At 65.0% G+C, this 12,487-nt stretch carries 11 protein-coding genes and 1 pseudogene; 1 reads left to right on the top strand and 11 read right to left on the bottom strand.

What is annotated here, in order from left to right:
- Window positions 1-83 precede the first annotated feature (83 nt).
- Window positions 84-985, top strand: a pseudogene (locus DIE08_RS30995) (IS3 family transposase); the annotation flags it as partial.
- A 313-nt stretch (window positions 986-1,298) separates the two neighbouring features.
- Here the strand turns inward: DIE08_RS30995 and DIE08_RS31000 are convergent.
- From DIE08_RS31000 to DIE08_RS31050, 11 genes are all read right to left on the bottom strand, one after another.
- On the bottom strand, window positions 1,299-2,243 hold the full coding sequence (locus tag DIE08_RS31000) for a zinc-binding dehydrogenase (protein WP_185715921.1): 945 nt from the start codon (window positions 2,241-2,243) through the stop codon (window positions 1,299-1,301).
- Between the two features lie 145 nt (window positions 2,244-2,388).
- On the bottom strand, window positions 2,389-3,036 hold the full coding sequence (locus DIE08_RS31005; RefSeq protein WP_124905421.1) for a hypothetical protein: 648 nt from the start codon (window positions 3,034-3,036) through the stop codon (window positions 2,389-2,391).
- Window positions 3,037-3,039: 3 nt separating this feature from the next.
- Window positions 3,040-4,443 carry an MFS transporter gene (locus tag DIE08_RS31010; protein ID WP_124905423.1) on the bottom strand — a complete coding sequence of 468 codons (1,404 nt, stop codon included), beginning with the start codon at window positions 4,441-4,443 and terminating at the stop codon, window positions 3,040-3,042.
- 31 nt (window positions 4,444-4,474) lie between these two features.
- Window positions 4,475-5,611 carry a porin gene (locus DIE08_RS31015; RefSeq protein WP_185715922.1) on the bottom strand — a complete coding sequence of 379 codons (1,137 nt, stop codon included), beginning with the start codon at window positions 5,609-5,611 and terminating at the stop codon, window positions 4,475-4,477.
- Window positions 5,612-5,756: 145 nt separating this feature from the next.
- A complete protein-coding gene (locus DIE08_RS31020; RefSeq protein WP_124905427.1) occupies window positions 5,757-7,175 on the bottom strand; it encodes a DHA2 family efflux MFS transporter permease subunit in 1,419 nt (472 codons plus the stop codon).
- On the bottom strand, window positions 7,176-7,754 hold the full coding sequence (locus DIE08_RS31025) for a shikimate kinase (protein ID WP_185715923.1): 579 nt from the start codon (window positions 7,752-7,754) through the stop codon (window positions 7,176-7,178).
- On the bottom strand, window positions 7,751-8,494 hold the full coding sequence (locus DIE08_RS31030; RefSeq protein WP_124905431.1) for an SDR family oxidoreductase: 744 nt from the start codon (window positions 8,492-8,494) through the stop codon (window positions 7,751-7,753). Before DIE08_RS31030 ends, DIE08_RS31025 begins: the two co-directional genes overlap by 4 nt.
- 39 nt (window positions 8,495-8,533) lie before the next feature.
- Window positions 8,534-9,520, bottom strand: a complete 987-nt coding sequence (locus DIE08_RS31035; protein WP_124905433.1) for a carbon starvation induced protein CsiD — start codon at window positions 9,518-9,520, stop codon at window positions 8,534-8,536.
- Between the two features lie 22 nt (window positions 9,521-9,542).
- Window positions 9,543-10,646, bottom strand: coding sequence for a chorismate synthase (gene aroC / locus DIE08_RS31040; protein WP_124905435.1), 1,104 nt, complete (start codon window positions 10,644-10,646; stop codon window positions 9,543-9,545).
- Between the two features lie 17 nt (window positions 10,647-10,663).
- Window positions 10,664-11,176: an aromatic-ring-hydroxylating dioxygenase subunit beta gene (locus DIE08_RS31045; protein ID WP_124905437.1), complete on the bottom strand. Its 513-nt coding sequence runs from the start codon at window positions 11,174-11,176 to the stop codon at window positions 10,664-10,666.
- Window positions 11,173-12,459, bottom strand: a complete 1,287-nt coding sequence (locus DIE08_RS31050; protein WP_124905439.1) for an aromatic ring-hydroxylating dioxygenase subunit alpha — start codon at window positions 12,457-12,459, stop codon at window positions 11,173-11,175. Before DIE08_RS31050 ends, DIE08_RS31045 begins: the two co-directional genes overlap by 4 nt.
- Window positions 12,460-12,487 lie beyond the last annotated feature (28 nt).

Below are 12,487 nucleotides of genomic sequence, written 5' to 3' on the forward strand. Positions count from 1 at the left end.
TGCGCCGCATGTGACGTCGTGATGCGCACGGTCGTGGTTGGCGTATTGCGTTTTACCTATAAAATTATGTTCGCGTACCTCGCGAAGGACTCGACGTGAAGTACGCGTTCATCGAACGCAATTGCCGTCACTGGCCAATTTCGGTGTTATGCGAAGTACTCGATGTGAGCCCCAGCGGCTTTCATCAGCGACGGCAACGTGTCGCTCAGAACAAGCCTCACCCAGGCCGCGTGAGCAACGACGCACTGCTGGCGCACATCAAGGCGATTCACGCGCAGGTCAAGGGCGAATACGGCTGGCCGCGCATGTGGAAAGATCTGGTTGCGCGCAGCGTACGCGTTGGCAAGGAGCGAGTTCGCAAACTGATGGCGCGGCATGATATCCGCGCACGGCACGAGCGCAGGTACATCGGGACGACGAACTCGAACCACAACCTGCCGGTCGCGCCGAACCTGTTGGAGCGCAATTTCACGGCGACAGCGCCGAATAAGGTGTGGACGAGCGACATCACGTGTGTGGCGACGTCCGAAGGCTGGCTGTATCTGGCCGTCACAATCGACCTGTTCAGCCGACAGGTGCTGGGTTGGTCGATGCAGCCGCATATGAGGGCTGAACTGGTCACAGACGCACTACGCATGGCATGGTTCCGGCGTCGCCCAGAAGCCGGCGTGATTGTGCATAGCGACCGTGGCAATCAGTATTGCAGCGGGCTCTTCCAGGGCACGCTCAAGGCGTACGACATGCCTCGTCGATGAGCCGGCGAGGCGATTGTTGGGATAATGCGCCGACCGAAAGCCTGTGGGGTTCGCTGAAGGTCGCACGACTGCACGGTCGGCACTTCGCGACGCGGCGTGCTGCGATGGATGAAACCGTCGACTGGCTTGGTTTCTACAATGCCTGCCGACTACATTCGACACTGGGCTACGTCAGCCCCATGTCGTTTGAGAAGAATTGGGCCGCTGCTCAGCGTGAGCAAGCGGCCTGATGGCTTCAGCTATGGGATTCGTGAAACAGGGGCAAGGTCACTCGACACGTAGGGCCAATTTCAGCCCCTCTAACGACTCTAAAAGGAACATCAAACCATGGTACCGTCCGTGTCTGCGTGTCGGGCGCGACCTTTAAACTTTGCTCCTACGCCAGAAAATTCGCTATATACAATTGTGTTAATCGAATTGCCTGTTGCGGCAACTCAGTGAAATGCTCTTGAATAAGTTTTGACATGCAGGGGTTCTTTGCGCGAATTCGCACTGGGGGCCAGGCAACGCCGAGATCGATGTGAAACTGCCTCGGTGCGGCCATCACGGAATCAACATAATTTTTCCGACGACTTTGGATTTGGCGAGATCGAACGACACGAGCGCATCGGACAACGGCAAACGATGCGAGATGAGTCGAGCGAGGCGAGCCTCATTGGCGATCACAAAATCGACCACGTTCCGCCAAGTCCGGCGCGTGGCCCGATAGGTGCCGCGAATCTGATGACGCATCCGGACGAAGCGCGCGCCGTCGAAGGTGACGCGATTGGCGTGAATTCCGCATAGCACCATCACGCCAGATGCGCGCAGCACGGCGAGGCCGCTGTCGACGGCCGACTGCACTCCGGCCGCGTCGATCACGATATCGAACGCGTCGCTGTCGACCAGTGCAGCGGCGTCGCGCGGCGACTGGTGCTTGAGGTCGACGGTTCGCTCGATGCCGAGCTCACGTACGCCGGCAAGTCGCTGTTCGTCATCGTAGCCGGCGACAACGACCTGTGCGCCACGCTGTTCGGCGAGCAGCGCGATGGCTTGGCCGATGCTGCCGGGGCCGAGAACGAGAACCGTGTCGCCAGTGCCCACGTCGCCAGTGTCCACGGCGCTTAGCGCGATCGATAGCGGTTCGCACAGCGCCGCGACCGACAGGTCGAAGCCATCCGGCAACGGCAGGCAGTTGCGGGCCGGCACCTTCACGAATTGCGCGAACGCACCGTCGCGCAGCATGCCGATGCCTCGCCGGTCCTGACAGTCGTCGGGATGACCGGCCACGCAGGGACGGCAGGCGTTGCATTCGACCGACGGAATCACGACCACGCGCTGTCCGAGCGCAAGAGGGCCGGCATCGCATCCGTGCGCGACCACGACTCCGGCGAACTCATGGCCGATCGTCACTGGCATCGCGGGCGTCACGAAGTCATAGCCTCCCGTCCAGTCGTAGATGTGCAGGTCGCTGCCGCACACACCGGCAGCGGCCACTTCGACGATCACATCGTCAGGCGCATCGATCGTCGGCGACGGGACGTCGCGCCATTCGAGACCGAACGCAGGCGCTGTCTTTTGCAATGCTTTCACTCTGGATCCTTGGTTCTATTGCGGGAAAGGAAGCTGGGCGAGCTGGCGGTCCGGGCCGATTTCACACGGTATAGCACAGATCGTAGAGGTCCGATGACATGATTCGGTCGGCGCCGAACGCGCATCCGAGTTGCGCCTCGACGTCGGCCAGCTGCGCCAGCAGCGACGATTCGTGTGCAGCCTCGAGCAGCAGCACGTACCCGGGCGGCGTGCCCATCTGCCACGCGTCGAAGATCGGCGCCGCGTTATCGATGCGTTCACCGAAATGCACGGCGGTGACGCCTTCGAGCGAATGACATGCGACGCCGAGCGCACGACCTCGCGAGACGTCGTTGTCCGGTGCGTTGCCGGATGCGATGCGCACGCACGCGAGTGCGCCGCCGACGCCGTGGCCCGCGCTGTATTGGTTCCGGCATACGGCCCGGACGACGTTGCGGAACGACGGACGCATGGCGCGGGACCAGGCAGTCGGATGGTTGACGAGCGACAGGTAATCGTGCGATTCGAAGACGGCCGCCTCGGTCACGTCGTACAGCGTGAAGTAGTGCATTGCACCGGAACTCGCACGATAACGTCGCCCGGAGAGGAAGCCCGGCACGCCGACGCGTTGCGGCACGTGTTCGACGGTGTGCCAAAGGTCATACTCCGCTTCGCGCACGCCTTCGATGTCGTTCCAGAGGGCGAGAAACGCCGAGCCGATCAAGGTCATGAGTCAGGATTTCCGTTGATTCGCGATGTTGAAGGACAGGTCTCCGCTCGGGTCCGCATTGCGCTGGCGCATGGCGCTCATGCACAGCGCCGCGATGAGCATCGGTACGCAGGTCGTGGCGAACAGCGTGGCATAAGGCAGGCGCGCGGCGAGCAGGTAACCGCCGAGCGCCGAGCCCAGCATGGAGCCGATGCGGCCGATGCCGGTCGCCCATGCGACACCGGTCGCACGCACGGCCGTCGGGTAGAACTCGGCAGCGAGGCCGTTGATCCCAACTTGCGATCCGCTGATGCAGAAGCCGGCGAGAAACACGATCGGCGCAAGGAGTGAGGGAGTCGCATAGACCCGGCCAACCGTGAAGATCAGCACGCACGCCGCCGTGTAGGCGAGCGCGAGCACCCGGTGCGGCGGGAAGCGGTCCATCGCTTGGCCGAGGAGCAAGCCGCCGCAGGTGCCGCCGACCGACCACAGCGCGGTCGTGAGCGATGCCGCGCGCATCGAGCCGCCAGCTGCGGTGAGGATCGTCGGCAGCCAGTTCGCCATCAGGAACAGGACCATCAGGCCCATGAAGAACGTGGTCCACAGCAACAGGGTGCCGCGAGCACACGCGGGTGACAGCAACTGGCGTACCGACGCGCGCGTGACTTCCCGCTCGGTGGCGACGAACGCCACGTTATCGCAGGATGCGACATCGCCCCGGCTGCTGGCAATGCGGCGGGCCAGTGCACGCAGCGCGGGCTGCGCATCGGGGCGGCGCAGCGCGAGAAAGCGCATCGACTCGGGGAGCCCGAACCACAGCGGCGGCAACAGCGCGATCGGCACCGCGCCGCCGACCACCAGCATCGCGTGCCAGCCGAAACGGGTGATGACATGCGACGCGATCACGCCGCCTAGCGCGGAGCCGAGCGAGTTGCCGCACAGCATGATGGTGATGATCGACAGTCGGCGGCGCTCGGGGGCATATTCCGCGGTCAGCGTCGCGGCGGTCGGCGTCGCGCCGCCGATACCCATTCCGCAAACGAAGCGCAGCACGGACAGCCCGAACACGTTGCCGATCAGGAGCGTTGCGAGCGTCGAGACGCCGAAGAATGCGACCGATGCGATCAATACCGGCCGCCGACCCCAGCGGTCGGCCAGCGGCCCGAATATCAGCGAGCCGACCATCATCCCGACGAGCCCCGACACAAACACGGGAGACAGCTCGGCGATCGACAGACCCCACTCGCGGCGAACCGAGGGTGCGATATAGGCGGCGAGCCCGATGTCGATGCCGTCGATCGCGACGATCAGCAGACACAACGCGATAACGCGGATTTGCAGCGCCGACAGCGGATGGGCATCGATGAAGCGCTGGACGTCCCGGCTGGCCGGGTGCTGCACTGCGGTTGCACTGGCGGGAATGTTCATCTGGTTCTCCGGATAAGCGGTGCGCGAAGGATCAGAACAGGTGCCGCAGGCCGATGCGCAGCGCCAGCTGGCTGCTATTGCTCGACTGCGCGAGCCCGAGCAGATCGGCGACCGCGTGCTGTCCGGTCGAATCGGTGCCGCTCGCATGCGCCCACACGCCGATCGCATAGAGGTACGTGCTTTTCGACAGGAAGTAAGCAGCGCCCAGGTCGACCGCCTGGTAGGTCGCATGTGGCGCCGCGCCGTACTGGTAGCCGACGCCGGCCATCGTCGCCGGGGTAAACCGGAACTGGTAGTTGATCTGGTAGCTGTTGAGCGCCGCGTTCGGTTGCACGCCCGGGTTCGCCAGGGTGCGAACGATGTCCTGGAACCGCACGTTGGTATAGAGCACCGTGACTTCCGAGCGGCCGAACGTGTAACCGGCGCCTGCGCCGGCGACCTGCTGGGTGCCCGCCGTCGTGTAGGCAGAGTAGATCGGGTTCGTGACGGGAAGTGCATACGCCGCGCCGGCGATGGGCGCGGTGTTCGCCCAGAATACCGACGTCGCCGGTGTCGACATGTTCATGTAGGCAGCCGCTACGGTCAGGCCACCGCGCACGTATGAAGCGCCGAAGCCGTAGACGCGGTTCGCGGCGAAATGGCCGGCGACACCACCCAGGCTATACATCGTGCTAAATCGAAAGCCGAGATAGGCGTTGCTGTTGAACTTGATCACGTTGCTGATCTTGTTGTAGTTCCACGAAGCATCGAGATCGCCCAGCGTTGCGCCGAGTCCGCCCGCGAACAACGTGTCGGTGCCGAGCGGTCCGAGGTAGTCGTTGGTCAACGTGTACTGCCTGCCGAGCAGCACGGTGCCCCACCCGCCGCTCAGGCCCACGTAGGCCTGCCTGCCAAACAAGGTGTTGGACGGTTGCTCGCTGCCGTCTTCGATGCTGAATCCGGACTCGAGCACGAACACGGTCCTGAGGCCGCCGCCGAGATCCTCGATACCCTGCAGTCCGAACTTGTCGCCGGCGCGTCCACCGCTGGACGCCTGATACGCCGACGCGCCTTTCTGGTTGTTGGTATAGGTCACAGCTGCGTCAACGGCTCCGTAGAGCGTCACGCTGCTTTGCGCATGGGCGAGCGTGCATGCCACGACTGGCATGCACGCCAGGAATCGTTTCACGGTTGTCTCCTTGTTCCGCCGTCGAGCGGTTGTTATCGTGCGCATCGTCGAATGCGTCAGCCGGATTGTCGCGGGCATTGCGTGGCCCACCAAGTGGCAGACGGGAAAATGTCGCTGGCCGGAAAGTGCGAAATGCCGGCCGCCGCTACGCGCGCCGGTATTTCATGACCCATACCCATGGTATTGCGACGAGATTGATCGCCAGCAGCAGCCGGAAGTCGGTCAGGTATGCAGCGAATGCGGCGTCGGCCCACGCGCGGGTGGCGAGATTTGCTTCGGTGAAGCGGGTGAGCAGCGACTGCATCAACGCGACACCAGCGCTGCTGCCGACGTTGCGCGCCAGCGCGAAGATCGCGGCGCCGTCCGCACGCAATCCGGCATTCAGTGTCGCGAACGTCGCCGCGTTCAGCGGTGCGAAGATGAGCCCGAGCCCGACGCCGAGCAACGTGCCGGACACGATGATCGACGCGGGCAAGACAGGACGCTCCAGCAGGCAGAGCTCGAGCAGCGCAAGCGAGGCGACGAGGAAACCGCTCGCCATCAGGCGCCGCGGATCGATGCGCTTGATGACAGCGCCCGCGGCGAGCATCGCGGCGAGCGTGCCGACGCCGGTCGGCGCCATCAGCAGGCCCGTCGCGACGATCGAGTATTGCTCGACGTGCACGAGCAACTGCGGCAGCAGCGCGCGTGTGGCGAACAGGACGATGCCGACGATTGCAGTGAAGCAGAGGCCCGTCACGTAGTTGAGGTCGGCCAGGAGGCGCCGCTCGAAGAAGCCGCCGGTCGGCGTGCGCATGACGTGCCGCACGAACAGGGCGAACGCGACAACGGCGATCGCGGTGGCCGCGACGATGCGGGGCGCCCGGAACCATCCGGTTTGCTGGCCGGTATCCAGCACCGTCTGCAGAAATCCGACCGCCGCCGACAACGTGATGAAGCCGACGACGTCGAAGGGCCTTGCACGGGCGGCGGCGGTTCGACCGATCCAGAGCGCAACGCCGCTGAACGCAAGCAGCCCGACCGGCACGTTCACGTAGAACACCCAGCGCCATCCTTGCCACTGGCCGACGAGACCGCCGATCACCGGACCGAGAATCGGTCCAAGCATCACGCCGGCTCCCCAGTGCGACAGTGCGCGCGCGTGGTTTTCCTGCGGATTGATGTCGAGGATCAGCGCTTGCGACAGCGGGATCAATGCGGCGCCGAATACGCCTTGCGCAATGCGGGCCCATACGAGCAGCGTGAGCGTCGTCGCGGCGCCGCACCCGATCGACGCGCCCGTGAAGCCGGCGATCGACAGCAGATAGAGCGCCTTGCGTCCCAGTCGCCCGGCCAGCCAGCCGACGAGCGGCGTGGCGATCGCCGTGGCGACGACGTAAGACGTCAGCACCATCACGACCGCGTCTTGGGACACGCCCAGGCTGCGCTGGATCTGCGGCAGCGCGACGTTGGCGATCGTGCTGTCGAGGCCGGTCAGGATCGTCGCCAGCATGATCGAACCGGTTGCGACGTGTTTCGAGACGCCCTCGAGCGGCCGCGCAGCGGCAATCCCGGCGTCGGCCATCTAGTCCGCCGCCGCGCCGGCCGCCGGCAGTGCGCCGCGCAGCAGCGCGACGATCGTATCGATCACGTTGGCATCCGTCGCGCTCCCCGTTGCGACGATGAAATCCGCCGCGGACCGGTAAGCCGGCTCGCGCTCGTCGTATACGCGTGCGAACGAGGCGTCGGGATCGTCCGGATCGACGAACGCCGGCAGGCGCCCGGAAAACCAGCGTCGGCGGATCGTCTCGCGCGGCGTATCGAGCAGCACGAGCGGGCCCAGCTGACGCAGCCGGGCGACATTGGCGATGGACAGTGCGGTCGCGCCCGTCGTCGCGAGCACGGCCGGACGCGCATGCTCGTCATCTCCGGCGGCGCACAGTTCGTCAAGCGCGACGCCTTCCAGGTGCGCGAAATGCGCGGCGCCGTGCCGCTCGAAGATCTCGTGTGCCGCGAGCGGCTCGCCGGTCGCGGCCTCATGCCGCCGCTCGAGCATACGGTCGAGATCCGCGCACCGGCCCTGCAGGCGCGCGGCCAGCAGCGGCCCGTAGGTGCTCTTGCCGCACGACTTGAAACCGATCAGGACGACGGTCGAAATGCTCATACGTACTGTTCCCCATGCGCAACGACGTGCGTGCATTCGATGGTCAACTCGCGCACCGACGCTGCCCGCGACAGCGACAACAGATACCGCACGGTCCGATAGACGTCGTCCGTCGGAATCTTGTCGTCGTCGGACAGCCACGTTTGGCGGGCGCTCTGCTCCGTGTGCACGTAGCTCGGACACAGTGTCGTGACCTTGACGCCGTCGCGTGCGAGTTCCTGGTACAACGCATCGCCGTATGCGCGCAGCGCGGCCTTGCTGGCCGCGTAACCGCCGTTGCCGGCCTTCGGCAGCAGCGCGGAGCGCGACGCGACATTGACGATGTGGCCGCTGCGCGAGCGCCGCATGAACGGTGCGACGGCGCGAATCACGTTGAGTGCGCCAAGCAGATTGGTATCGAGCAGCGCGCGCGCGTCGGCGTCGCTTAATGCAGCGGTACCGCGTCGGACGATACCGGCGCCGTTGAACAGCACGTCGATCCGGCCGGTCCGCGCATGCACGGCCCGGACCGCGTCGCCGACCCCGGCTTCGTCGCCGACGTCGAGCGCAAGCGCGATCGGCGGCGCGGCGCCGGACGCCGCGATGTCGGCGGCAACATTATCGAGCGCCGCCGGGGTACGCGCGACGAGCGCCACGGTATAGCCGTCGGCGGCCAGGCCGCGCGCCACAGCCAGGCCGATTCCGCGGCTCGCGCCGGTCACGAGAGCGACGGGGCGATCCGCTTCAGATTGCTGGGTCATGGGTGATCCTCGTCAGATCGGAGCGAATCCGCGGGCCGCTTACTCTGCGCGCAACATGCCGCGCATCCGGATGATTTCGCGGAACAGTTCCGGGTGAGGTTCGAACACCTCGCGACCGTGCAGCCAGTAGTTGTTGTTCAGGAACATCATCGAACCGACCGGAATCGTCAGGTACTCGACCGCCGGATCGGATTCGATCGACTCGACGAACTCGCGCAGGTACGCAGCGTCTTCCATCGTCGTCGGATGGATGAACTGGTCGGCAAAACGCACGCACAGCTCGTCGCGCCAATCGAAGAAGATCGGCCGGTCCAGCGGCTGGCTGCGTACGTTGTTGCCCCATTGTTGCTGACGCGGATCGTTGGATGGCGGCAGCGCGATCAAGAACGGCTTGCGGCCCTGCGGCGCGTCCGCGAAGCGTCGCAGGTCCCGCCAGTCGTCGAGGTGCAGGAGCCGATTGCGGCCGCCCTTGACGTGACGCTCGACGGTCTTCCCGAACACGAGCCAGTCGGTGGTCGGGCTCGGCGATGCAGCACCGTCGGTATGCAGCCCGAAGGTGCTGTACGGCTGGAACAGGTTGCTGCTCTGCGGCGTCACGTCCTTGCTCTGCACCGGCAACCGCGCGTAGAACTTGCCTGACAGCACATCGCTGTCAGGCGTGCCGATCGCATGCGCGAGCGCAGTCGTGAAGCGGATCAGGTCTTCGTCGTTCGTGGTGGCTTCAGCGATATCCAGCACGAAGCCGCCGCTGCGGCGCGTGACGATCAACGCACGCAGGGTGTCGATTAGCGACGTTCCCCAGATCCGCTGGACGGATTCGGTCAGCGTGAAGCGGCTGTACGGAACATATTCGAGCGAGCGCGTCGTGATGTGCGCGGTGTCGTCGAGAAACAGCCGGATGTCGTCGCTCTGCAATGCGACCCGGAGCAGGCGTTGCGATTCCGGGTGGGGGACGACCCGGTGCGGCGCCACGCCGCCGCGTACGCGGTCGGACGTGATCGAAGCGGATTCGGTATGCGGATTCATCGGCTGGCCCTCTCGTTTTGTGTCAGTTGTCGGTATCCGTCGCCCACGCACCTTGCCGGGTGAGCAGGTCGAAGTTCTGCGCGCGGTGGCGCAGCAGGTGATCGAGCAGCACGATGGCGACCATGGCCTCGGCGATCGGCGTCGCACGAATGCCGACGCACGGATCGTGGCGCCCGTGCGTCGAGATCACGGCCGACTGGCCGTCGACGTCCACCGTGTTCGCCTCGAGGTGCAGGCTTGCGGTCGGCTTGAGCGCGATGCTCGCGAGGATGTCCTGTCCCGATGAGATGCCGCCGAGAATGCCGCCGGCGTTGTTGCTGGTGAACCCGTCCGGCGTGATTTCGTCGCGATTCTCGGTACCGTGCTGCTCGATCGACGCGAATCCCGAACCGATCTCCACGCCCTTGACTGCGCTGATGCTCATCAGCGCATGCGCGAGATCGGCGTCCAGCCGGTCGAAGATCGGCTCGCCGAGGCCGGCCGGGACGCCCGATGCGATCACGTTGACGCGCGCGCCGATCGAGTCGCCGGCTTTCGTGAGTGCGGCCATGAAGGTTTCGATCTCGCCGATCCGATCCGGATCGGGGCAGAAGTACACGTTGTCGTCCGCTTGATCGAGATCGACCGCACGCATCCGGATTGGGCCGAGCTGCGCGAGATAGCCACGCACGCGAATGCCGTGGCGATCGGCCAGATACTTCTTGGCGATCGCGCCGGCGGCAACGCGCACGACCGTTTCGCGCGCGGACGAGCGGCCGCCGCCGCGATGCTCGCGCAGCCCGTATTTCTTGTAGTAGGTGTAGTCGGCATGACCTGGCCGGAACAGGTGACGGATCGAGTCGTAATCCTTTGAGCGCTGGTTCATGTTCTCGATGCGCAGGCCGATTGGCGTGCCGGTCGTCACGCCGTCGAGCACGCCGGACATGATCCGGACCGCATCGTCTTCCTGGCGCTGGCTGACGAAGCGGGAGCGGCCTGTCTTGCGCCGCTCGATGTCCGGCATCAGGTCCGCTTCGCTGATCCGCAATCCCGGCGGACAGCCGTCGATGATGCAGCCGATACTGTCGCCGTGGCTTTCGCCATACGTGGTGACGGAAAAATTCTTGCCGATGGTATTGCCTGACACGATGTGCTCCCGGAGATTTACAAGATGATGCTGACCATGCCATGCGGGGTCAGCGTTTCGTGATCCAGCACGGCGGTGCGGCGCCGAATACGCAGGATTCCGTCGCGGTCGACGAGCTGATGCCGGTAGTGGCCCACGAAAGTGTGCATGCCGCCATGCCGGAAGCGCCGGATCGTGAAGTTCGATTGCACGTCGAGCGTCGCATCGCGCCGGTCGACGAGCATCACGTTGCTGATCTCGCGCCGGGTCCTCGACGCAGGATGCTCGGCCCATGCCCGGCCGCCGAGCAGCAGATCGATCCGGTAAGCGAGCCGGCGCCGGTCGTCGTGGATCAACGTCAGATCGCAGTCGGGCTGCGGCGCAGGGTGGTCGGTCGTCGGGACAAGATAGACGGCGTCTTCCGTAAACAGGTCGAGCCATTCACGCAGTTGCCAGCGGTCGAGCAGGTCGGCTTCGCGATAGAGGAACTGCCGCAGTCGGAGGTCGAGCGACAGTGCCGCGAGCATCGTCTCCGAAATCGCTGCATTCATCGTGCGCCTCCTGCCGCCGCGTCGCGCGGATCAGTCACCGCGACGCGGCGCCGCCACTCTCGCCAGAAGATACGATTCTGATATTCGTCAGTATGGAGCGGCACATCGCGTGCCATGCCGCGCGACAGGTCGTTCCAGCGGATCTCGGGCGCGGCATACGCGCGCTGGCATGACTCCAGGATCTCGACGTCGTCCGGCGTGCCGAAGCCGCCCGGGCCGACGAAGGTCAGCAGCGAATCGAGTCGCAGCTTGCGCGCCTCTGGTGCCTCGTCTTTCGGCGCCAGTGCCCAGAGTTGAATCGCGATCCGGTCGACGGCCACTGGTTCGAACGTGCGCAGCGTGACGGCCATGTTGTCGTTGACGATCAGGTTCGGAAAGATGAACAGGCCGCGATTGGTTTCGCACATGTCGCGCGCCTTGCGTTCGCCGTACTTCTCGTAGAGCGATGCACGCAACGCATCGAGGCGCGGACGATGCGACTCGGGAAATGCCGGTGCCCACCACGCAATCGGTCGCCCACCCGACGGTGGGGAGCTCTTCGCGACCGCGTGCCCGCCGCCGAGATGAACGACTTCGCCGGTGCGCCGAAACGAGTTCTCCTGCGTGCCTTCGCCGCTCAGGAAATCGAGGTAGCGCCGGTGGGCGAACGGCAGGTGATAGAGATCGGTGCTGTTGTCCGCGAGCACCTTCCAATTGATCTGCATGCTGTGCAGGTACGAGCCGTGCACGACCTCCCAGCCGCCGTCGAGCTGGTCGCATATCAGATCGAGGTAATAGCGCGTGTCGCCGAGATAATCGGCGAGCGGCTCCGCATCGGCCGAGAAGTTCAGGAAATAGAAATCGCGGTATGAATCGACGCGGCCGGCCGGCATCAGGCCCAGTTCTTCGCGACGGAAGCCGCCGGTATAGGCATCCGCGCCCGGCAGGCCGACCAGTTCGCCCGTATTCGCATAGGTCCAGCCGTGATAGGGACACTGAAAACGGGCCTGGTTGCCTCGCGTGGCCGGGCAGACCTGGGTACCCCGGTGTCGGCAGGCATTGAGATGGGCGTGAATGGTGCCGGCTTCGTCACGGACCACGATGATCGGCCGGCCGGCGATACTGCGCGTGATGAAGTCGTTCGCGTGCGGCAACTCGGATGCGTGACCGAGATACAGCCAGCAGGTCGAGAAGATCGTTTCGCGCTCACGGCGGAACAGGGCCTCGTCGGTGAATGCTGCGCGATCGACGCGGAACAGGGCCTGCTCGGAGGCGTCGATCAGGTATTCATCAGGTACTCGCACGCATGCCTCGCTATTTTGGCGTATGGTT

Source organism: Burkholderia sp. Bp9004, from assembly GCF_003858025.1.
Classification (GTDB): Bacteria; Pseudomonadota; Gammaproteobacteria; order Burkholderiales; family Burkholderiaceae; genus Burkholderia; species Burkholderia diffusa.

What these genes read in the sequence shown, in the direction of transcription:
- DIE08_RS31025 (WP_185715923.1), bottom strand. Translation starts at nt 7,754, where the DNA reads ATGAGCATTTCGACCGTCGTCCTGATCGGTTTCAAGTCGTGCGGCAAG.
- DIE08_RS31020 (WP_124905427.1), bottom strand. Translation starts at nt 7,175, where the DNA reads ATGGCCGACGCCGGGATTGCCGCTGCGCGGCCGCTCGAGGGCGTCTCG.
- DIE08_RS31005 (WP_124905421.1), bottom strand. Translation starts at nt 3,036, where the DNA reads ATGACCTTGATCGGCTCGGCGTTTCTCGCCCTCTGGAACGACATCGAA.
- DIE08_RS31010 (WP_124905423.1), bottom strand. Translation starts at nt 4,443, where the DNA reads ATGAACATTCCCGCCAGTGCAACCGCAGTGCAGCACCCGGCCAGCCGG.
- DIE08_RS31035 (WP_124905433.1), bottom strand. Translation starts at nt 9,520, where the DNA reads ATGAATCCGCATACCGAATCCGCTTCGATCACGTCCGACCGCGTACGC.
- DIE08_RS31045 (WP_124905437.1), bottom strand. Translation starts at nt 11,176, where the DNA reads ATGAATGCAGCGATTTCGGAGACGATGCTCGCGGCACTGTCGCTCGAC.
- DIE08_RS31030 (WP_124905431.1), bottom strand. Translation starts at nt 8,494, where the DNA reads ATGACCCAGCAATCTGAAGCGGATCGCCCCGTCGCTCTCGTGACCGGC.